This is a genomic window from Geothermobacter hydrogeniphilus (assembly GCF_002898515.1).
Classification (GTDB): domain Bacteria; phylum Desulfobacterota; class Desulfuromonadia; order Desulfuromonadales; family Geothermobacteraceae; genus Geothermobacter_A.
In genome coordinates this window covers 85,381-107,514 of record NZ_PPFX01000008.1, presented here as the reverse complement: position 1 = coordinate 107,514, position 22,134 = coordinate 85,381, and the positions used below count along the sequence as shown (strand labels likewise).

The window sequence follows — 22,134 nt, the reverse complement described above, 5'->3', positions numbered from 1 at the left end:
AAGCCAAAGGACTCTGACCCCGTCCAGAGGACGGGGGTTTCTACTTCACACTAAAGAATCGGCCGAAGCCTTGTCAAAGTTTTTTTCCTCACCGGGGCGGTCTCCGGATGACGATTGCCGGTCCCGGCCATATAACGGAAAAACCAGTTTGAAACAGGCTCCCGCATCCGCCGCCGCCAGTTCAAGTCGTCCCCCCTGATCCTCGATCAGCTTGCGACAGAGAGAGAGCCCGAGTCCGGTCCCCTCTTCGCACCCCTTGGTAGTGACAAACGGCTGAAAAATGCTCTCTTCCATCCCAGACGGCACCCCGGGACCGCTGTCGTGAACACAAGCGACAAGGTTTTCCTCTTCAACTCCCAGCGAAACCACGACCCTGCCACTGCCCCCCATCGCCTGAGCGGCATTGAGCAACAGGTTGACAAAGACCTGCCGCAACCGGTCCGGATCTCCCGAGATAGCAGGCAGTTGCGGAGCCGCCTGGAGTTCCAGGTCAACCCGGCGGAAGAGTTTCTGTGGCCGCAGCGACTCCAGCACTGAGGATATCAGGGACGCCAGATCAACGGGCAAAACCTCATCCGGCGCCGTCCGGGCCAGCCCGAGCAGACCGCCGGTAATACGACGGCAGCGTCGGCACTCCTCGATGATCGCCAGAACATCTTCGCGGCGAGGATCGTCCGCCGGGAGGTCCTCGCACAGCAGTTCCGCATAACCGAGAATGATGCCGACCGGGTTGTCGATCTCGTGCGAAACACCTGCCGCGAGCTGACCGATGGCCGCCAGACGTTCAGAACGCAGCAACTGTTCCTGCATGTCGCGCAATTCATCGTTGGCCCGACGCAACTGACGATTGGTCTCGGTGAGGGCGCTGCGACTGGCGGCGAGGCTGGCCACCATCTGGTTGAACGCTGCAGCCAGGGCCCCGATCTCATCGTTTCGCTCCATCGGGATCCGGGTCCGCAGGTCTCCTTCGCCGATCGCCTTGACCCCTTCGGTCAGAATCTTGAGCGGCCGGGTGAAACGCCTCGCCGCGGCCGCCGCCAACAGCAGTGAGACTCCCAGCGCGCTGATGGCGATCAGCGCAAACCGCTGACGGGCTTCGATCAGGCGGCGGTCGACCCGATCATAACTGACCAGGTAACGCGCGGTCAGCACCCGCGCCCCGGTCGGACCATGGGCCGGGACCAGCAAATCCAGAACACGCCGGCCGTCGGGCAATCGCCGGGTCCTGCTGCTGAGTTCTCCCTGTTGCAGGCGTTCAGGAGAGAGAGCCTGCCAGTCATCCGGAATATCAAGATCGATAAACGCCGGAAACCGCGGCGACTGAAAAAGAATACGCCCACCGGGCGCATAGAGGCTGAACCGGATCAGATCCTGGTTGAAAGAAAGGAATTCGCCGACATGCTCAATTGTCTGCCGGTCACCATCCTGGAACCGACCACGAAACAGTTTGAGAGCCTCGGGAGTGGCGAACCGGGCAAATGAAAAGCTCTGTTCCTGCAGGTATTCTTCCCATTGACGCGACTGGTTGCGCTCCAGTAGCAGGAAGGTGGCCAGCAGCACCACGACCAGCAACGAGCTGGTGTAGAGAAACAGCTTTCGGCCGATTGTCATTTTCATCTAAATTCCTGATATCAAAAAAGAATACTCCAGAAATTGCAGAATAGGACAGGGACCACCGGCTGTCAAGCGGAGGCGACATTCCTTCCTGAAGCCGGCGAATAAACAGCTTGACAAACTCCTTTTCCCCCGCCTATATTGTGACCGTTTTGGTCATAAATTAGCGTTGCTTGACATTAAATCCCCCTTTATTAGAATTGCAACGTTTAATGCTGATCCATTTTTGACGCGCCGAGGGAGCTGCCATGGAAAAACCGAACTACAATACCGACATTGTCAGGAGCTTTATCAACTGGGGCATTATCTGGGGTCTGGTGTCCATCATGGTCGGTGTCATCGTCTCGCTGCAGATGGTCGAACCGGCTCTGAACTTCCCCCCCTACCTGACTTTCGGTCGCCTGCGGCCGCTGCATACCAATGCCGGAATTTACGGCTGGGCGGTCGGAACCACATTCGCCCTGTTCCTCTACATGGTCCAGCGACTCTGCAAAACACGTCTCTGGAGTGACAAGCTGGCACGTTTTCAGCTGTGGTTTTTCAATGCCACCATCATCACCGCCGCCATCACCCTGCTGCTCGGGTACACAACTTCGAAGGAGTACCACGAACTCGAATGGCCGGTCGATATCATGGTCGTTATCCTCTGGGTGGCGTTCGCCATCAACATCATCATGACCATCATCAAGCGTCGTGAAGAACAGATGTACATTTCGCTCTGGTACATGATGGCCTCGATCGTCGGGGTGGCCATCCTTTATATCGTTGATGGCGCGGAGGTCCCGGTTTCGTTGTTCAAATCCTATTCGGCCTATGCCGGCACCAACGACGCCAACGTCCACTGGTGGTTCGGTCACAACGCGGTCGCCATGGTGCTGACGGCTCCGCCGCTGGCCATGTTCTACTATGTCCTGCCGAAAAGTACCGGAGTTCCCATCTACAGCCATCGGATGTCGATCATCGCCTTCTGGAGCCTGATCTTCATGTACCTCTGGACCGGCGCCCATCACCTGCTCTGGACACCCGTCCCCGACTGGATTCAAACCCTGGCGATGGCCTTTTCGGTGATGCTGATAGCTCCTTCCTGGGGCAGCGTCTTCAACGGTTACCTGTCAATGCGGGGCCAATGGCACCAGATGCGGGAGAACTACCTGGTCAAGTTCCTGATTATCGGCATCACCTTCTACGGGCTGCAGACCCTGCAGGGTCCGATGCAGGCGATCCGCTCCTTCTCCGCGTTTATCCACTACACCGACTGGGTGCCGGCCCACATCCACATGGGAACCATGGGCTGGGTATCGATGATCGCCTTTGCCAGCATCTACTACCTGGTTCCACGCGTTTACGGCCGTGAACTCTACAGCGTCCCGCTGGCCAACCTGCATTTCTGGCTGATCCTGATCGGCCAGTTGATCTGGACCATCAGCCTGTGGATTGCCGGGGTGCTGCAGGCCGGCATGTGGACGGCAACCAACAGCGACGGCAGCCTTGCCTACTCCTTCATGGAAACCATGGTCGAGATGTACCCCTACTGGTGGGCACGGGTATTCGGCGGGATCATTTTCCTGTTCGGCGTGATCGTCTTCATCTACAACCTGGTGATGACAACCCGCAGGGGGGAAGTTTCTCCCGCTTCGGAAAGAACCGCCGTGGAAGGGAGGGCCTGATCATGTGGGAGAGGAAACCTGTTCTGCTGCTGGTCCTGGCAACCGCGGCCATCATGGTCGGCACCATCGTCACCATGATTCTGCCCTTCGCCTGGGTCAACACCGATGCCGACCGGATCGCCACCGTCACCCCCTACAATCCGCTCGAACAGGAAGGGCGGGACATCTACATCCGCGAAGGTTGCAACAACTGCCATACCCAGACCATCCGTCCCCTGGTGACCGAGGTGCTGCGCTACGGTGATTATTCCAAGTCGGGAGAATTCGTCTACGACCGTCCCTTCCTCTGGGGGTCCAAGCGGACCGGTCCCGATCTGGCTAGAATCGGCGGGAAATACCCGGATGCCTGGCATTACAAGCACATGGAATCGCCGCGGGCGATGGTGCCGCGCAGCAACATGCCCGACTACGGATGGCTGAAAAACAATCTTCTTGATCCACAGAACATCCGCCACAAGATGGATGTTCTCGGCTTCCCGTATGAACAGGCGGAAATCGACGCCCTCAAGGGCAAAAACGAGATGGATGCCATCGTCGCCTATCTGCAGAAACTCGGTACCGGCATTCCCTGGCGCAAGACCGCGGAAACTCTGGTGGTTGGAGAACTGCACAACCCCTATCAGGATGACCTGACCGTGCTTGACGCGGGCAAGGCGCTCTACATGCAGCACTGCGCCGCCTGCCACGGCGAAAAACTGCAGGGAGAAATCGGCCCTGAACTGACCGATCTGGACATGCCCGATGCCGACCTTTACCAGATCCTCTTCAACGGTTTCCCCGAGGACGGCATGCCGCCTTTCTCGGCAATCGGGTCTGACCGGTTGTGGAAAATGGTCAATTTCCTGAAAAATGAGGCGAAACACTGATGGATTGGGCCTCGATACTCTACCTCGGCGTCACGTTCGGACTGTTCATCATCTTTGTTCTGATTGTCCGCTACACCTACAGCCGCAAGAACCGGGAACAGAACGAAGAAGCGAAATACCGGATGCTTGACGACGACTGACACCGATTCCTGAATCTGTGACCTGGAACCTTGACAAGGAAGATACCCATGAGTACTTCAGACCATCATCAGGATGAGCAGCACGCTGACGGCATCGTTGAAAACCACGACCAGAGACCGCCGCTCTATTTCTATATTCTTTTTTACGGACTGATTATCTGGGGCGTGATTTTCTCCGCCTACTTCCTGCTCAGCGGCTGGAGCAGCGATGCCGAGTTCCAGGCCAAAATGGCCGCGCACCAGCAACTGGTGACAAGGTCCGCGCCCGACACCTCAGCTTCGACCACCCGGCCGGGACAATTCAGCATTGAAGCCGGACAGAAAATCTTTGCCGGCAACTGCGCCATGTGCCACGGCCCGGAGGGAGAAGGCGGCATCGGACCTGACCTGACCGCCGCGACCTATCGCTACGGGCGCGATGCGACGACTGTTCGCGAAACGATTTCCAAAGGACGGCCCAACGGCATGCCGGCTTTCGGCACGCAACTCTCGGCGGAAGACCTGACCAACGTCGTCGGCTTTGTCCTCTCATTGAAGTGACCAGGAACAACAGGATCGCGGGGGTGACCCCGGTCACCCCCGCGTTCATTCCATGAGTTCTTCCCGCCCCCACAGACTTGGCCGCTGGAGAAACAGCTTTCAGTGGCTGACCACGCTCTCCATTCTGCTGATCCCCTTCGGAAGCTGGAATGGCGACAGCTTGCTGCGCATTGATATCGGCCGGCGCAGCCTCCACCTCTACGGGCAGATCCTGCGCATTCAGGAACTCTACCTGATGCTCTTTTTCACCCTTGCCTTCGGACTCGGGTTTCTCCTGATGACGCTGGTTTTCGGCCGCGTCTGGTGCGGCTGGGCCTGCCCGCAGACAACCCTGAGCGACATCGCCGAATGGATCGCCCACCGCTTCGGGCTGAAAATCAACAAGAACCGCCTGCAGGGCGACGGGTGGCGAAAAATTCTCACCCATTGCTGTTATCTGCTGCTGGCGCTGCTGGTCGCGGCCAATCTGATCTGGTACTTCATCGCCCCGGGAACCTTTTTCAGCCAGGTTCTCAACGGGGAACTCCCAACCGCGGCATGGGGTACGCTGGTCGTGATTTCATCGCTTGTCTACATCGACCTGGCCCTTGTCAGGCGCCTGATGTGCCGCGAATTCTGTCCTTATGGTCGATTCCAGACGGCCCTGGTCGATCCCGGTACGCTGACCCTGCAGCTGCCCGACTCGGAACGAAGCCGCTGCATCAAGTGCGGCTCCTGCGTGCGTGCCTGCCCGATGGAGATCGATATCCGTCGCGGCGACCAGATCGAGTGCATCAACTGCGGGCGCTGCCTTGATACCTGCCGGGTGGTGATGGACAAACGGCAGCAGCCCGGGCTGATCCGGTACAGTTTCGGCCGACAGGGTCAGGGCATACGAGCGCTGCTCAATCCCCGCACCCTGCTGCTCGGTCTGGTTTTCTGCCTGTTGCTGGCGGTCTTGACCACGGCCGTCATCCTGCGTGCCGAAGCAACGCTCAAGGTTGCCGTTTCCCATACCGCCCGCAGCAGGCTGCTTGCAGACGGGTCGCTGGCAACCTTCTTCACCGCCTGGATCAGCAATCGCGGGGCAACCCGTAACAGCTATGACCTGGCGGCCCGAATCACGACCGACGGGACGAAACTGGCATTACGCGGCCAGACACGGGACATCGAACTGGCCCCGGGAGCCAACCGGAAAGTGAGCTTTGTCGTCGTCAGCCGAGTCCCAACGGGCAGACAGGCCATCGAATTTCTTCTGCTTGACGATACCGGCCGCCGCCTGTCACGAGCGGCGGCGGAAATTTCGCCCCCGTAACGGGGCTTCTGTTAGAATAACGGATCCTATGATGAACACTCTCCGAAACCGCATTGCGCCTTTGCTGATCTGCCTGCTGATTGCCGTTTTCGTCCTGTTTCTCATCTGGTCGTGGCAGCGTGCCGCTACCCTGGGGACCAGGGTCAGTGACCGTGACTACTACAGCAAGGGGCTCAAGTACAACCATACGCTGATCGAAAAACGGGCCGCGAAAACTCTCGGCTGGACCGTCTCGGCCGATCTGCAGTCGCGCCTTTTGCGGCTGGAACTGCGGGACGGGAACAACCGATCGGTTGCCGGCGCCAAAGGGTTGCTGCGACTCTCCCGGCATACCGAACAGGCGGAGAACTTCAACCTCGATGAAATCTCCCCCGGCAACTATCAACTTCAACTTCCTGCCGGCCTGGCGGGAGAACTGCGCGCCCAAATCGAGTTCGAACATGACGGCGCGTTGCTGACCAGGCAACTGCTGCTGAACCTCTGATATGGACCGGCCTCTCCCGCAATGCGACCACTGTCGACTGCCGATCCCCCCCGCGGACCTTGTTACGAGCGAACATGACGGCAAAACGTTGAACTTCTGCTGTCACGGCTGTCATGGCGTCTACCAGTTGATTCATGGTGCCGGTCTGGAGGATTTTTACCGCAGGCGTGACTGGCGGGAAGCGGGCATCAATCCCGGAGTTTTCGAACGCGACTTCGACCCCGCCGAGGTGGAACCACATATCCGTCACCTCAACGAACAACAGGCCGAAATCCACCTGCTGCTTGACGGCATCCGTTGCGCCAGCTGTGTCTGGCTGATTGAAAAGGTACTGCTGCGAACGCCGGGCGTTGTTGATGCAAGAATCAATTACGGCACCCATCGCCTGCGCCTGCGCTTCAACCCCCAACAAACCGATGCCGCCGGGCTCTGTCGCCGCATCGCCCGCATCGGCTACCTGCCCCGTCCACACACGGCCGACGCGGTCCGGGATCGTGCTCGACGGCAACAGCGCAGCACCCTGATCCGCTTCGGCACCGCCGCTTTTCTTTCCATGCAGCTGATGGGCTATTCCATTGCCCTTTATGCCGGCTTTTTCCAGGGAATGGGCAGCGGCAGCAAGCAGATCATCCAGCTTCTCGCCGCCCTGGTGACCACCCCGGTGGTCTTCTACTGCGGCTGGCCGTTTCTGAACGGGGCCTGGCGCAGTCTGCGCAACCGAATGCCGAATATGGACCTGCTGATCGCCCTCGGCGTCCTGACGGCCTACGGCTACAGCCTTTTTGCCATGACTCGTGGTGCCGAGGTCTATTTCGACACCGCGGCAATGATCGTCACCCTGATCCTGCTGGGCAGGATGCTGGAAGAATCCGCCCGTCACCGCGCCGCCTCCGGCATTGATCGGCTCCTGAACCTGGCACCGCAGACCGCGACCCGAATCGACGGCAACAGCGAACAAATGGTCCCGAGCAGCAGTCTCCACCCGGGTGACCTGGTCCTGGTGGCTCCCGGCGAACGTTTTCCGGTCGATGGAGCACTGGCCGGCGGCAGTACCGAAATCGATGAATCGGCCCTGACCGGAGAGCCGCTGCCGGTCTGCAAGCGTCCCGGCGACAGAATTTCCGCAGGGACCCTGAACCTGACCACGGCCGTCACCCTGCGCGTGACCTGTATCAGCGAGGACTCTTTCATTGCCCGGATCGCGCGCCTGGTAGAAGAGGCCCAGGCCCGCCGCGCGCCGATCCAGGTCCTGGCCGACCGGGTCGCGGCCCTGTTCGTCCCCCTGGTCGTGTCACTGTCGCTGGCGACCTTCATCGGCTGGTGGCTGATCGGCGGCAATCCGGTCGCCGGCATGCTCAACGCGGTGGCGGTGCTGGTTATCGCCTGCCCCTGCGCCCTCGGCCTGGCGACACCGACAGCGGTCCTGGTCGCCACCGGACAGGCGGCACGCCGGGGAATCCTCTTCCGGGGCGGAGATATCCTCGAACGCACCGGCCGCCTGGATACGGTGGCCTTCGACAAAACCGGCACCCTCACCCTCGGCGTACCGCAGGTTGTGGAACTGCTCCCCTGGCGATGCAGCAGCGAGGAGCTGCTGCTGACCGCAGCCACTGTCGAAGCAGGATCCAGTCACCCCATCGCCCGCGGCATCCTGGCCGCTGCCCGGAACAGAAACCTGCCCATTCCCCTGCGGGGTGGTGCCAGGACAATCCCCGGGCAGGGGGTGGCGGCAGACGGTCCCGACGGAGAGATCCGGGTTGGCAACCGGGCGTTCCAGCCTCATCAAATTCCTGCTGAAATCGTCAACCATGGACAGGCAGCCAGCGAAGTCCATGTTTCCAAAGGCGCCCGCTACCTGGGCTGCATTCTGCTCACCGACTGCCTGCGTCCCGAAGCCGCCGAAGTCGTTGACCAGTTGCATGCCATGGGCCTGCGAACCGTGATGTTAACCGGTGACCGCGAAACAAGTGCCCGGGCGATCGCCAAACAGGTGGGCATCGATGAAATCCATGCCGGCCTGACTCCCCAGTTGAAAGCGGCCTGGCTCCACCAGCTGAAAGCGACCGGACAGCAGTTGATGATGGTCGGCGACGGCATCAATGATGCCCCGGCCCTGGCGGAGGCGGAGATCGGCTGCGCCATGGATGGAAGTACCGATATCGCCCTGGAGAACTCCGACCTGGTGTTGACCCGTCCCGACCTGCGGCGCCTGGTGGAAGCGATCATGCTCTCCCGCCGGGGGCTCGCCATCATCCGCCAGAATCTCGGCTGGGCATTTGCCTACAACCTGGTTGCCCTGCCGCTGGCGGCAGCGGGACAACTGCTGCCGATCGTCGCTGCGGCGGCCATGGCTTTCAGTTCGGTCTGTGTGGTCGGCAATTCCCTGCGTCTTGCCCGGCGGGGCCCCCTGCCGCCGCGAACTCAACATTCCCCCGGCAAGGTCCCATGCTCAGTTCAACCCTGATCCTGATTTTTCTCTCCCTCTGTATCGGTACCGGTGCCTGGCTGATCTTTCTCTGGGCCGTTAAAAAGGGGGAATTCGACGATATGGAAGGACCGAAATACCGGATGCTGGATGACGATCCGGTGTCCCCGGCAGAGGAGGATGATCATGCCGACGATGACTGACCCCGTGGTTTCCATGGCCCTGGTGACCGGTCTGCTCGGTTCCGGACACTGCATCGGCATGTGCGGCGGGCTGGTTGCCGGCCTCGGCATCTCCCGACAGGGAGAGCGGGGGGGACTGCCCTTCCACCTGCTCTATCACACCGGCCGGGTGGCAACCTATATACTGATCGGCATCATCGTCGGCTGGATCGGTTCAACCATGGAGTTGACCCGAACGCTGCACGGCGCGAGCCGTGTCCTGCTGGTCCTCTCCGATCTGTTTGTCATCCTGCTCGGACTCGGCACTGCCGGTCTGTTCAGTTACTGGAACCTCAACCGGCTGGAATTTCCCGGCCCGATGAAAATAATGACCGGTCTGCTGACGCGCTTCCGCAGTCTGCCGCCGACCCTGTCGGCCCTGCCGCTCGGGCTGCTGATGGGCTGGCTCCCCTGCGGCTTCCTCTATGCCATGGTGATGACCGCGGCACAAAGCGGTCATCCCTTGAGTGGAGGGGCCATTATGGCGGCCTTCGGTCTTGGCACCACGCCGGCCCTGCTCGGATTCGGCACCGCGGCCCACTGGCTGAGCAGCAAGGCACGACTCTGGATGGTGCGTGGAGCCGGTCTCATGGTCGCCGCCATCGGTCTGCTGCACCTGATCAAGCACCTGCGGATGTTTTATGGAGCCTGAACCGGGGTGAGAACGGCAGGACTGCCTGTCCCCTCATCCGGCAAAAATTCACGGGTTCACTTGCCCGAGCCCCCAGGGCTCAATACATCGGTTCCGGTTTTTGATTAAGGATTTTCCCGCATCCGCCGATATGCTGTGAAAGAAAGCGGATCATGAACCAGCCCGATGCCGATGAGCCTGAATTTTCGCAACGTCATAGAATCGCTCGGCGATCTCCCACCGACGCCGGTCATCGCCGTCAAGGCCCTGCAGATCATGCAGGACCCGAACGGTTCCGCCAACAAGCTCGCGGAGATTATCGCGCGCGATCCGGCGGTTTCCGCACGGGTGCTGAAGACCGCCAATTCCCCCCTGTTCTATACCGGCAACCATGTCGCAACCCTGAACCACGCCATCGTCATTCTCGGTGAAAGCCACCTGCGACACCTGGTACTTGAAGCCAGTCTGCGTGGCATCAACAAACATTTCGGCGTTTACGAACGCATGCTCTGGGAAAATTCCATCGGCTGCGCCATTGCCGCGAGAATCATCGCCAACGGCATTGCGGTCATCGATCCTGAAGAAGCATTTCTGGCGGGGCTGTTCAGCAATATCGGACGAATCATCATGAACAATCACAGCCGGGAACAGTATCGCCGGATAGCGGACGCCGAAGTTCTCGGCGAATCCGCCAGTCATCAGCTGGAAAAAGAGCTCTACCAGTTCACCCATGCGGAAATCGGTGCCGCGGTGCTGGATCGCTGGAATTTTCCGGCGACTCTCGTACAGTGCATTCTTCATCACCACGATTTTGCCCTGCCCGACGACTGTCCGGAAGAAGTCTGCACGCTGACGGCAACCGTCAACCTCGCGAGCGGCATCTGTCGGCACCTGAACGTGGGCTATCGTCTTCCCCACTCGGAGGGTGAATTGTGGACATTGCCCGGAGCCAGGGCACTACGACTTGAAGAAGCGAGATTGAACACCTTCTGCAAGGAGTTCAGTGAATCGTTCAAAGACGAACGGGCGGTTTACCTGGCCTGAAGGGATTCAGTCAGCCTGGTTGGCAGTAGCGGTTCCGTCGGCGGCAACGGACCCTGAGGGATGTGGTCCGGGCGCTTTGCTCTTGACCGGCACGAAGCGATTCCTTTTCCGGTTCCAGCTGTAACGACCGGCATCCCAGACTTTTTCCAGGAAATTCCAGTCGAGATGCACACCGCTCATCTCATCATAGACGTCTGAAGCGGCAAGCATTTCACCATCATCAATGACATGATCCCCGTTGGCATCAGGCCATAAATAACCGGCGATCGTCATCTCCAGGTGACCACCGACCTGGGCCGGGGCTTCCTGGGTTCCCCCCTTGATAACAACCTCCCCCTGAAACGGCTGGCTTTCACCGAGGGTACTGGAACGATCAACTTTAAGGAGATAGACGATTTTTTCCTTATCCTCACCCGGTTTGACGATCCAGCGGGCGATTCCTTCGACATTCTCCAGACTTGAGGCCGGCGGGTTCGCCTCGATCAATTTCCATCCGCGCGGGAAGTGTTCACGCAGAATGTAACCCTTGCGCCGCAGGGCCGGTTCGATCTTGATCCAGACCGGGATGACATTGCCCGGCGCCGCATAGCGGGGCAACACGCGTTCTGCCAACACCACGACGGATTCGGGTTTGCGCTGGAAATAAAAAACCAGGACTCCAAGCAGCAGTACGCAGAGCAGCAACAACGGCAACAACCTGAAACGTGAGATGAATGCTTCCTCGGCAACCTGGTCGGCCGGATCCTCTTCCGTCCGCAACAGGTCCGCGACCTCAACCTCCAGGGCGTCGGCCAGGCGCAGGACGTTATCCCGCTTGATCGACGGATAACGGTTGTTTTCCCAGCGGCTTATGGTGTCAGTGGTCACCCCGACAACCTTGGCCACATAAAGCTGGGTCAGTTTTTTACTTTCCCGGATACGACGGATCGCTGCGCCGTCGATCAGGACAGTGGGGGGCAGATGCTGTTCCAAAGCAAGGACCTCCTGTAGTGCGCCGAGTCTAACAGACCCTCTCCCGGGAAGTAAATCGAAAATGTCACCCGACACAAGATCCTTGGCAAACCCGACATGAACAATCATATCCTACTGTTATTAATGGAATTTTTATCGACATGAAACAAAAAATGCGGTTTCCGAAACTTAAATTCCGGGCATCTTCCCGCAGAGTTGCCGAAGATCGAAAAGGATCAGCGAAATCCTTCCCCGCCCTCTCGTTCAAACCGGACGCCACTGTATCCGCAGGGAACACGGTCCGACAATTCTGTCGGTTCATGGTTTTCCACGAGACACACTCCCTTGGTCAGTCTACATGAAATTTTCCTTAATTTTCAGCCGTTTACAGAACCACATTTTTTCCACGATAAGCAAATTTTTTGCTTGAATCTTTTTCGGAGAGTCCTTACTATAGTCCTGCCTGTGAGCATTTCGGTGTTCATCGGCATGACCCCGTGTACACCCCCCCTCCGTGCACGGGGTCTTTTTTTGTCCACCCCATCCCATCCCGATGCTCAGCCAACCTCTCTTTTGCGCTCTCGCGAAAGCATCATATTTGATTCAGCGAACCGCATTCAGACAACAAAACAGGTTGCATCCACCCCAAGTTTCAGTTAATGTAGGCGTCAATCGGACCTTCGGCCCCAAGCCGAAGGACATTTGCCCCGTGATACCCCTCCTTCACGGGGCTTTTTTTATCCCCGCCTCCGGACACACCCCCCTGACTGCTGCTACAATGGCAGTCATGACTCCAACTGACCTCAAGCAGTTGTTCGCCCTGGACCGCACAACCCTGCCGGAGAACGGCGGCCCGAATTTCAACCGCCTGATTTTCGAACAAAGTCCTTACCTGCTGCAGCACGCTGACAACCCTGTCGACTGGTACCCCTGGGGTGACGCGGCCTTTGAACAAGCCCGACAACTCGACCGGCCGGTGCTGTTGTCAATCGGTTATTCCACCTGTCACTGGTGCCACGTCATGGCCCACGAATCCTTCGCCTCGGACCGGATAGCCGCGGTTATCAATGCCCATTTCATCGCCGTCAAGGTTGACCGGGAAGAACGTCCCGACATTGACGCCGCCTACATGGCGGTCTGCCAACTGATGACCGGCGGTGGCGGCTGGCCGCTGACTCTGCTGCTGACTCCGGACCGGCAACCTTTTTACGCCGCGACCTACCTGCCACCGACAACCAGGGGCAACCAGCCGGGACTGCTCGATCTGCTCGACAAAGTCAGTGACATGTGGGGCACGGATCGCGACAAACTGTTGCAGAGCGCGACCCAGATGGTCGCGGCCCTGCGGCATGTCGAAACCAGCCAGGTCAGCCCGGGCTCCCCGAAAGAACACCTGCTGCAGAAAGCCCTGGAGCAGTACCGCCGGGATTACGATCAGCGTTTCGCCGGATTCGGCTCCGCCCCCAAGTTCCCCGCCCCTCACAATCTTGAGCTGCTGCTGCGACTGGCCCGGCGCGACCCTTCCGGAGAGGCGCGGCAGATGGCCCTCAACACCCTGACCGCGATCCGCCGCGGCGGTATTTACGATCAGCTCGGTTTCGGTCTGCATCGCTACTCGGTCGACAGCCGGTGGCTCGTCCCGCATTTCGAAAAGATGCTCTACGACCAGGCGCTGCTGATGCTGGCAACGACCCGGGCCGCGCAGGACACCGGCGAACCTCTTTATTCCGCCATGGCCTGTGAAACAGGCTCCTACCTGTTGCGCAACCTGCAGCATCCCGAAGGCGGCTTCTACGCCGGAGAGGATGCCGACTCGGAAGGCGCCGAGGGGACGTTCTACCTGTGGGATGATGAAGAGATTCAGCGGCTGTTCCCCGAAGTGGATGCGGAACTGGCCCGACGCGCCTTCGGCGTGACGCCGGCCGGCAACTTCGAGGGACGGACAATTCTCACCTTCCGTGCCGAGCTGCAGCAGTCGAACACCGACAGGCGAGACGCCGAAACGGTTCTCGACGCGAATCTGGACCGCATTCGGGAAACACTGTTGGCGGCAAGAAACCGGCGGCCCCGCCCCCATCGCGACGAGAAACTGCTGACCGGCTGGAACGGGCTGGCTCTGGGCGCCCTGGCCCGGACCGGGAGCCTTTTCGACCGGCAGGAACTGCTGCAGGCTGCCGTTCGGGCGGCCGATTTCATCCTTGCCCGGCTACGGCGACAGGATGGCCGTCTGCTGCGTCGTTATTGTCATAATGAGGCGGCCATTCCCGGTTTTCTCGAAGACTACGCCGGGCTCGGGTTCGGCCTGCTGGAACTTTTCCTGGCCGATTTTAACCCACGCTGGCTGGAAGAATCCCGCAGGCTGACGGAGCAGATGCTGGATTTGTTCGGTGATGGCCGGGGAGGCCTGTATGATACCGGACGGGATGCCGAGACGGTTCTGATCCGGGGGCGCAACCTGCAGGACGGCGCCCTGCCCTCGGGCATTTCAGTGGCGACGGACCTGCTGCTGCAACTGGGGCGTCTGACCGGTTTGAAACATTTCATCCGGGCCGGAGAAACCCTGCTGACAAACCATCTCGGCCAGGTGGAACGCTACCCGCGCGCCTACGCCTGGCTGCTTGCCGCGCTCGACAGCCACCTCGATCCCGGACCGACCCTGGTCATCGTCCCCGGCAAGGGAAAGAAAACTGCAGACTGGATCCCTGTCGCTCGTCGGCATGGCCCCGCCGACCTGCTTCTGCTCGTGGAAAATCCCCGTCTGCGGCATCTCGACCTGCCGCTGCTGAGGGACCGTCCAGCCCGCAACGGGCAGACCACGGCCTACCTCTGTACCCGAACGGCCTGCCTGCCGCCGATCACCGACAGCCTGGTCTTGCAGGAAAGGCTGCGGGGGATCGGAGACCTGGCTGAATAAACAGGTCACCGCAGTCCCCCAAGACCGACAAAACTGCCGTTATTCTCTTCCGCCAGACGCCGCATCAGGGCGGCAAAACGGGCGGCCCCGCGACCGGCACGGGGCTCAATCAGCTGCACCGGGAAGCCGACAGTATGAATTCTGACCCGGCTGCCGCGACCGGCCACGGCGTTCCGACGTCGCACCTCCTCGATCACCGCCTGCATGTCCCCAGCGGCAAAATCATCGCCGAATACATAGAGACTGATACGCTTGTCCGGCGCGTAAAAACGCTGAATCGCCCGCACCACCCCCTCCACCGGACTGGAGTTGGAGAACGGCGTCCAGCTCGCCAGACGATTGAGTATCGCCCGGCGACGCGCCTTCGAATCAGGTATCCAGCGCCCGGCATACTGGGAAAACATGTAATCTCCCATATCGTTGAGGACCTGGATACCCTTGACATGGGGATAGATGTCGAGAACCTCCTTCATCTTCCTGCGCACCAGCGGCCAGGCGAACTGCTGCATACTGCCCGAGGTATCGATAATGAAAATAATGTACTCACTGTCGACCGGAATCCCGCCGATCACAGCATTCTCGGCAGGCCGTCGGTAGCCGGCGGTGAGCCGCTGCATGTCCTCGTCAAGCTTCTGCCGGGCGCTCTCCAGTTTGCCCGCAACCAGGCTCTGCGCCTCGCTGTCGGTATCGGCACGTCGATAGCGACCTTCGATATCGTTCAATTCACCCTGCAGGCGCGCCAGCTTATTCTTCATGTCCGACAATTGTTCCTGACGAGCAGTCAGTTCACGGTTGAGAATCCGGGTTTCGCCGCGGATTTCTTCCAGGCGGTTTTTCAATGCGATCACCTGGCCGGACAGCTCGGTACTGGTCTGCTCGATCACCTGGGGTTCGAAGATGCGGGCGATGACCAGCAGCAGGATGATTGCCCCGAAGCCGCAGGAGATCACATCCAGGAAAGAGAGATTGAAAATTTCCAGCTGGCGTCGATGTTTTCTCATGGCCAGTCCCTGGTCGGAGTCAGAAAGGAGCCGCCGGTCGTCAATCCCAGCTGCCAGAAGGAGATCGCGGCCAGCGGATCTCCTTCCATGGGAAAAAGAATGGTGTTGACCGGCACCTCCGCGGGCAGTTTTCGAACCGCCTGTTTGAACAGCCGCAGCCGCTCCTCACCGGAGACCCTGCTCCTCCGGGGCCTGCTGTTGCCCTGGGTCGGCAGACCGTCGGTCAACAGCAGGATATTGTCGGGCCGCGGCTGCAATCGGGCCGCCGCGGCAAAGGCCCGGTAGAGACTGGTCCCGTCGGCGGGAACGACCTGCCGCAGAGAGGCCAGCAGCCGATCGACGTTCGACCGGTCGGAGACCGCCACCCAGGTTCCTTTCAGTTCCTCGACAACGGGCTTGACCTCGGTATTGAAGAGCAGGATCTGCAGGCTGCTGTCCACCGGCAGGTTGGCCGTCAACCATTCAACGGTCTTCACCGTTCGTCGCCACTTGGGGGCTCTGCGCCGACCGTCGGCATCGAGATTGCGGCGGACGATAACATTGAGAATGGTCTCGTCGAGCATGCTGGCGGAGACGTCAACCAGCAGCAGCACCCGCTTGCCACCCAGTCGCAGACCGGTAAGATATTGCCGGTCACCCTGGCCGATGAAGCTGCGCGCCTGCCGACCGCGATCCGCTTCCCGCTGCTGCTGCGCGGCAAGCCGACGCTGCTGCTGATCCAGTTTCAACAGGTCCGCCTGCAGGGCCTTGACATGTCGACGCTCGGCACGGCTTTTCCGTTTCAGTTCGGCCAGTTCACTGCGGGTCCGTTCGATCTGTTCGAGCACCCGCCGCGACGCACCTTCCGTGCGGACAATCTCCTGGTCTGACTGCTCCAGGCTGTTGCGCAACTCGACCAGGTACCGCTGCCCGGCCTTGACCTCGCGGTCAAGACGAGTCGCCTCGCTCCGCAGGTCGGCGACAATCTCCTTGCGATGGGTCAGCATCTTGCCGTTGAGCAGCATCACCAGCAGCACCACCGCCCCGAAACCACAGCACATGACATCGAGGAAAGCGAGATTGAACTGGGAGGAATTGCGTTCTTTACGGGCCACGAAAAATCTCCGACCGGCGCCGATTCAGGGTGTCGGCCGGGTGCGCAACCGGTTGACCAGATTCTGCTGACACCAGGATTCGGTATCGAGGGTCAATCGTTCCTGCCGCAGCTGCAGCTGGTGGATGAAGAACATCAGGATAATGCTCAGCACCAGGGCGACGAAGGTTGAATTAAAAGCCACGCCAAGGTTCCGGGTTACCCCGCTGATATCTCCTTCAACCGCGCGATGCGCCTGGCCGAGGGCGGCGCCGATACCGCGGACCGTACCGATGAAACCGACCGAGGGGATGGCCCAGGCGACATAGCGGATGATCGACAGTTCCGAATCGAGTCGGTCGTCATGGGCTTCGCAGCTGTCCCGTACCGCGGTCGCGGTGTCCTGGATATTGCCGGTGGCGGCGAACCGCCGAATCGCCGTCAGCAGGGTCGCCGGCAGCAGCAGGCGGCGGTTCTCTTCCGACAGGGACTGCAGCCGCAGGATCAGTCCCCGGGTATCTTCCGGACCGATCGGCATATCCACCGGCAGCTGCAGCAGATCCTCCTCCAGCTGGATCCGCTGGCGTCTGATCGCCACCCCCTTGTAGGCCAGGATCGCCGCCGCCCAGAAGAACAGCACCAGGCAGGCTTCCTGCTCATAGTCGCGCAGCACCACGTAGAAACTTTGCTCCTGTACCGCATCCGGCTGACGCGCCAGCCGCTGCTGCTGCGCGGTCAGAAAGGCCTCGGCCTGCGGCCGGATAAGGGCGACGTAAAAGCCATGCACCAGGATGAAGACGATCAGCAGGCTGAAAACCTGGTAGACCATCTCGGCGGGGAAATTTTTGCCAGCGCTCATGTTGTCATCCTTGTCAATAAAAGCTGTCTTCAGCAGGGCGTAGAAACGTCAGATTCCCGGGCTGAGAAAAAATGTCCAGATGCAAGGCGTCCGCATCCCCGCGGAATAAGGCGTACCGGAAGGTACGTCGTTGACGCGGGGGAAGGAGAACGCGGCAGATGGGCGTTTTTGCTCGGCCTAGATATCCACAGGGAAAGGCACCACGCTGTCCACTCGTATCTCCTCGCTCGGTTTATAGGGCCGCGGCCAGGAGGGAACCTCCTTCTGTCGCTGCTTCGTTTCCAGTTGCTGCCCGTTTCCCGGCCGCGGCAATGGTTTTTCGCTCCCGGTTCCGGTCCGGGTCCCGGGTTTCGACCCGCTCTCTCCGGCCAGCACGAAGGAAGCGGTCATCAGGCACAGCAGCAACAATAGAGTGATAACGAATTTCATCGGGCATACCTCACGAAACGGAAACCGATATCATCTTCCGGCTTACGACTGTAGCGACGATAACTGAAACGCAGCTCGGTAATGCCGGCATCACGCCAACTCGACCCCCGGACCACGTGGTGGGCTCCCGCCTCAGGACCCAGCGGGTCGACATCCCCCCCGGAGGGCGCGGTCGGTTGGACAGCATAATAGTCGTGGCACCACTCAGCGACATTACCGCCAAGGTCCCGGAGTCCTGCCGGATTGGCCGGAAAACTGCCGACCGGCGCGGTCAGGGGGAAATTGTCACGATAGTGTTCCAAGACCACCGGCAGCAGCGACCGGGCTGACGCATCGGCAAAATTCCCGGCAGGCGTGGTCGGCGGGTAACGTCCGCTCCAGGGGTAGCGGGCCGGTTGCCGCCGACCGGCCATCCTCGCCGCGTAGGCCCATTCCGCCTCACTGGGCAGCCGGTAGCCGCCCCCCCGGGGCTGCGCTGCACCCAGCCTGCCGTTTTCTTCCCGGTAATACGGCGGCAGCCCGTCCTTTTTGCTGAGCCAGTTGAGAAAACGGGCGGCATCCTCCCAGCTGAGATTGACCACCGGATGGTCATCACCATCCAGGGAGCGGCCGCGGAACATCCCCGAGTTATGAGCAGCCATGAACCGGCGGAACTCCTGGTTGGTGACTTCCCGTACGGCGATATAGAAGGGACGTTTGAGCGTCACCTGGTGTTGTCGTTCGTTGGCGCGACGGCCGGCTTCGCGACGGGACGCACCCATCTGAAAGGGAGCGGGGCGAACCAGAATCAGCTCCTGTCCAAGGGCGGTTTTGATCCGGGACGACAGGGACGCGCCCGCGGTTCCGGCGGATGGCCCTTTTCTGCTGAGCGTGAGATCGACCCGCTGGCTGTAGGCGGAGTTTGGGGTCACCTCGCGGGTGAGATTCCGGTAACCGGCGGCCCGCAGTTCCAGTTTGTGCGACCGGGTGGTCAGGCGGAAACGACCGACCGAGCGCTGCTGTTTTCGTCCGTCGATGAAGAGTTCGGCATCCGGCGGATCGGCGTTGATGAAGACGACGCCGTATTCCGGTTCAAGCCGAATATCCAGAACCCGTTTCTCCGCCGCTTCGAACTGCATTCTGACGACGCGGGTCCGATAGCCGGCGGCTGTCAACCGCAGTGCGTGTTTCCGCCCGCTTTCCAGGGACAGGGTCAGCGGTGTCCGACCGGCAAACCGACCGTCAACCGCGACCGTCACGCCGTTCGGCACCGAGTTCAGGGACACACTTGCGGGGGCGGGCTGCAGTCGATAAACGGGGGGAGCGAGATCCCGCCCGGCTTCAACAACGAGCGTGGCTTCAAGGGGGATGAACTGCTCCTCGGCGAACTCCAATTTCCGCTGTCCCTCGATCAATTCCAGTTCCAGCGGCGTCCGACCCCGTGGCCGACCGTCAACACGCACCATCGCCCCGGAGGGCTCGGTCCTGAGGTGGACCCTGGCCCAGGCCGGTTGCAGATCAACGCGCAGGCCCTGCCGCTCGCCGCCACCGGCGACCAGCAGCTTCTCCTCACGCGATCGGTAACGGGGATGCTCGAAACGCAGCAGGTGCTCACCCGGCGGAATCTCTATCCCCGCCAGAGGCGTCGTCCCGACCAGGGTTCCATCAACCCGCACCGTCACTCCGGGGGGATGGCTGACAATCCTCACCACCCCCGGCAGACGTTCCAGGGCGAACCGGTAACGACGGTCACGGCGGATCTCTATCGATTCATCCAGCGGCCGATAACCCTGCTTTTCAGCATGCAACCGATAGCTGCCGGGGATCCCGAGATAGCCGACGCCAAACCGGACCACCGGCGGGAACCCGGAGATATCCAGGGACTCCGGCGCCGGGGTCACCTCGACCTGAAACGGCACCGCGGCCAGAACGAACAGGGCGACGGCCAGCAACACCCCGAACAGGCCGGCCAGAACCGCCCGCAGTCGTCGCGGTGAGCGCCGGACCGGTGACGGCGGCGGGAGTGGAATTTCGACGTTCGTTCCCGCCCCGACTGACAGCGGCGGTGAAACCACGGGAGGATCCGTTGCGGACGCGTCGATTCTCGAAATCACAACCTGCAGTCGTTGCCCTGAGATCCGCCAATGAATCAACGACTCTCCGCAACGGCTGATATCTCCTGATTTCAGCCATACCGAAGCACGCAGCGGCTCATCATTATGAAAGAGCCCCCCCGCGGTTTCGACCGGCTGCAGGTAAAGATGGCCGTCGGACTCTCCCACCTGAGCGAGGACACCGGTGTCGCCCGGCAAGCGGATATCGGCATCCGGGCCGGTACCGACAACCAGCGGCAGTTCGGTCTCCGCCAGTTTCGGTTCCTGGTTCGGGGCATGAATTTCGATCAGACGGCTCAAATCGGTTCCTCGCAGCGCAAGGTAAAATGTATCGGGCCGGAACCGGGTCGCACCTTCAGCACCCGGCGGACATCGCGATAACCGTCACGACTGCCGACCACCGTGTAATCGCCGGTCCGCAGCACCAACCGCTGCCGTTGGAACCGCCCGAGACGACCGACATGATAGATGACGACCTCGGTCTTCCCGTCGGAGGTGAAGAGCACCTCGACCTCGGCTTCGGCCTCGTGGATCAGTTTTTTCAGCCCGGCCAGCTGTGTTTCCAGGCGAGGCCCGGCAGGCGTGATTCGGGATGCCCTGTCCAGCAGTCGCCGGGCCGCCGCCAGGGAGCCTTCTTCAAACAGACGATCCGGGACAGCCAATGTCTGTACCAGCTGCCGGTCCAGTTCGGCCCGCCTTCCGGTCCTCTCTCGGCACGCGGTGGCAAAGGCGGCGGCCGGGTCGAGTTGCAGAGCCTGGTCGCAGGTTTTCAGGGCTGCTTCCCATTCTTCCTTCTTTTCATGGGCGGCCGCCTCCCGCCGCAACTGCTGCAACCGCGCCCCCAACCGCGCCTGCGTCAGCTGCCGACGAAGGTCAGTGACGGTCGCGTCATGCGGTTTCAGCCTCTCAGCCCGCGCCAAGGCCTTGCCGGCGGCGGCAAAACGGTCTTCGGCCAGGGCCTTGAGAGCCCGGCTCATAAGCTGCCGGAACTGCTCTTCAACCAGGGCTGCCTCGACCCGCGACAATCCTTCCCGGGCCGGAACAAAGCGGGCATCAAGGGTCAATGCCGCAGTGTACGCATCCCTGGCCTCCCGCAGGCTGCCGGCGGCCTCCTGTCTCCGGGCGGCAGCGGTCAGCTCCAACACTTCGGGCAACTGTCGTGCCCGCTGCAGCCCGTCCCGGGCCGCGGCATTCTCCGGATCGAGGGTCAGCGCCCGGCGGAAGGCGATGTCGGCTGTTTCAGCATCCCCTCCCTCCAGGGCCCGCGTTCCGCGTTCGAGAGCTGCCGCCAGAAGCTGTGGTTTATCATTCAGCAGGGCATCCAGCCGGGATATCGCCGCGCGGCATTGATTCCGGGCGCCCGCCCACTGCCGGCTGCCGGCCAGACGCTCACATTCGACGGCCGCTGCGACCGCCGCGCGATAGGTTTCCCCGCCCCAGGAGGAGACATTTTCCGCTTCGGCGGCCGCCTGTTTTGTCAGCCACGACTGCAGCAGCCGCTCCGTCTCAGGATCCTTTTCTACGGCATCTTCCTGAACCGCCGATGTTGCGGGCATTACAACCGGCGGCCCGGAAACAGGACCAGACACTGGCGGTTCTGGTGGTTCTGGCGGTTCTTGCAGCCGCGGCCAGAACAGAACCAGCAGAACGCCGAGCAGCAGCACCACACCCAGCCCCAGGACCAGTCGCCCCCCCGGCCCGGCGGAACGCCCCCCACCCTGCTCCGCGCCCGCGGGCGGAGCAGGTTCGACGGGCGGTGTCGGGCGCGTCCGCTCTCTGTCAGGGTTCGAATTCTCCATCACCATTCCGGACAGCTTTCTCCGTTGCTTGACAAGCGCCTGAATCAGTGAGTCCCTTGCCGGCGGATAGCACAAGTCATTGACCTGCCT

At 60.9% G+C, this 22,134-nt stretch carries 19 protein-coding genes; 11 read left to right on the top strand and 8 right to left on the bottom strand.

Features of this window, described 5'->3' with window-relative positions; genetic code table 11:
* Positions 1-45: 45 nt before the first annotated feature.
* Positions 46-1,617, bottom strand: coding sequence for a sensor histidine kinase (locus C2E25_RS05590; RefSeq protein ID WP_103114796.1), 1,572 nt, complete (start codon positions 1,615-1,617; stop codon positions 46-48).
* Positions 1,618-1,862: 245 nt separating this feature from the next.
* Between C2E25_RS05590 and C2E25_RS05585 the strand changes: the two genes are divergently transcribed.
* From C2E25_RS05585 to C2E25_RS05540, 10 genes are all read left to right on the top strand, one after another.
* A complete protein-coding gene (locus tag C2E25_RS05585) occupies positions 1,863-3,281 on the top strand; it encodes a cbb3-type cytochrome c oxidase subunit I (protein WP_103114795.1) in 1,419 nt (472 codons plus the stop codon).
* Positions 3,282-3,283: 2 nt separating this feature from the next.
* Positions 3,284-4,147: a cytochrome-c oxidase, cbb3-type subunit II gene (gene ccoO, locus C2E25_RS05580; protein WP_103114794.1), complete on the top strand. Its 864-nt coding sequence runs from the start codon at positions 3,284-3,286 to the stop codon at positions 4,145-4,147.
* On the top strand, positions 4,147-4,287 hold the full coding sequence (locus C2E25_RS05575) for a cbb3-type cytochrome oxidase subunit 3 (protein WP_103114793.1): 141 nt from the start codon (positions 4,147-4,149) through the stop codon (positions 4,285-4,287). The genes ccoO and C2E25_RS05575 overlap by 1 nt, the downstream gene beginning before the upstream one ends.
* 48 nt (positions 4,288-4,335) lie before the next feature.
* Positions 4,336-4,827 carry a c-type cytochrome gene (locus C2E25_RS05570; protein WP_103114792.1) on the top strand — a complete coding sequence of 164 codons (492 nt, stop codon included), beginning with the start codon at positions 4,336-4,338 and terminating at the stop codon, positions 4,825-4,827.
* Between the two features lie 52 nt (positions 4,828-4,879).
* Positions 4,880-6,121 (top strand): 4Fe-4S dicluster domain-containing protein, encoded by a 1,242-nt coding sequence (locus C2E25_RS05565; protein WP_103114791.1) that lies wholly within the window; start codon positions 4,880-4,882, stop codon positions 6,119-6,121.
* A 31-nt stretch (positions 6,122-6,152) separates the two neighbouring features.
* A complete protein-coding gene (locus C2E25_RS05560; protein WP_158247142.1) occupies positions 6,153-6,605 on the top strand; it encodes a FixH family protein in 453 nt (150 codons plus the stop codon).
* Position 6,606: 1 nt separating this feature from the next.
* On the top strand, positions 6,607-9,069 hold the full coding sequence (locus C2E25_RS05555) for a heavy metal translocating P-type ATPase (RefSeq protein WP_103114789.1): 2,463 nt from the start codon (positions 6,607-6,609) through the stop codon (positions 9,067-9,069).
* Positions 9,051-9,233 carry a cbb3-type cytochrome oxidase assembly protein CcoS gene (ccoS, locus tag C2E25_RS05550; protein WP_103114788.1) on the top strand — a complete coding sequence of 61 codons (183 nt, stop codon included), beginning with the start codon at positions 9,051-9,053 and terminating at the stop codon, positions 9,231-9,233. Before C2E25_RS05555 ends, ccoS begins: the two co-directional genes overlap by 19 nt.
* Positions 9,217-9,903: a sulfite exporter TauE/SafE family protein gene (locus tag C2E25_RS05545; RefSeq protein ID WP_199177367.1), complete on the top strand. Its 687-nt coding sequence runs from the start codon at positions 9,217-9,219 to the stop codon at positions 9,901-9,903. The genes ccoS and C2E25_RS05545 overlap by 17 nt, the downstream gene beginning before the upstream one ends.
* A gap of 171 nt (positions 9,904-10,074) precedes the next feature.
* A complete protein-coding gene (locus C2E25_RS05540; protein WP_233189347.1) occupies positions 10,075-10,926 on the top strand; it encodes an HDOD domain-containing protein in 852 nt (283 codons plus the stop codon).
* Positions 10,927-10,932: 6 nt separating this feature from the next.
* Here C2E25_RS05540 and C2E25_RS05535 read toward each other — a convergent pair whose 3' ends face one another.
* On the bottom strand, positions 10,933-11,898 hold the full coding sequence (locus C2E25_RS05535; RefSeq protein WP_158247141.1) for a helix-turn-helix domain-containing protein: 966 nt from the start codon (positions 11,896-11,898) through the stop codon (positions 10,933-10,935).
* 766 nt (positions 11,899-12,664) lie between these two features.
* Here C2E25_RS05535 and C2E25_RS05530 point away from each other — a divergent pair.
* Positions 12,665-14,791 carry a thioredoxin domain-containing protein gene (locus tag C2E25_RS05530; protein ID WP_158247140.1) on the top strand — a complete coding sequence of 709 codons (2,127 nt, stop codon included), beginning with the start codon at positions 12,665-12,667 and terminating at the stop codon, positions 14,789-14,791.
* A gap of 5 nt (positions 14,792-14,796) precedes the next feature.
* On the opposite strand, the gene C2E25_RS05525 is transcribed toward C2E25_RS05530, so the two are convergent.
* From C2E25_RS05525 to C2E25_RS05500, 6 genes are all read right to left on the bottom strand, one after another.
* Positions 14,797-15,792: a hypothetical protein gene (locus tag C2E25_RS05525; RefSeq protein WP_103114784.1), complete on the bottom strand. Its 996-nt coding sequence runs from the start codon at positions 15,790-15,792 to the stop codon at positions 14,797-14,799.
* Positions 15,789-16,886 carry a VWA domain-containing protein gene (locus C2E25_RS05520; protein WP_103114783.1) on the bottom strand — a complete coding sequence of 366 codons (1,098 nt, stop codon included), beginning with the start codon at positions 16,884-16,886 and terminating at the stop codon, positions 15,789-15,791. Before C2E25_RS05520 ends, C2E25_RS05525 begins: the two co-directional genes overlap by 4 nt.
* Before the next feature lie 24 nt (positions 16,887-16,910).
* On the bottom strand, positions 16,911-17,723 hold the full coding sequence (locus C2E25_RS05515; protein WP_103114782.1) for a MotA/TolQ/ExbB proton channel family protein: 813 nt from the start codon (positions 17,721-17,723) through the stop codon (positions 16,911-16,913).
* A 177-nt stretch (positions 17,724-17,900) separates the two neighbouring features.
* Positions 17,901-18,152 carry a hypothetical protein gene (locus C2E25_RS05510; protein ID WP_103114781.1) on the bottom strand — a complete coding sequence of 84 codons (252 nt, stop codon included), beginning with the start codon at positions 18,150-18,152 and terminating at the stop codon, positions 17,901-17,903.
* A complete protein-coding gene (locus tag C2E25_RS05505) occupies positions 18,149-20,545 on the bottom strand; it encodes an SUMF1/EgtB/PvdO family nonheme iron enzyme (protein ID WP_103114780.1) in 2,397 nt (798 codons plus the stop codon). Before C2E25_RS05505 ends, C2E25_RS05510 begins: the two co-directional genes overlap by 4 nt.
* On the bottom strand, positions 20,542-22,044 hold the full coding sequence (locus C2E25_RS05500) for a hypothetical protein (RefSeq protein ID WP_146032902.1): 1,503 nt from the start codon (positions 22,042-22,044) through the stop codon (positions 20,542-20,544). The genes C2E25_RS05505 and C2E25_RS05500 overlap by 4 nt, the downstream gene beginning before the upstream one ends.
* Between the last annotated feature and the right edge of the window lie 90 nt (positions 22,045-22,134).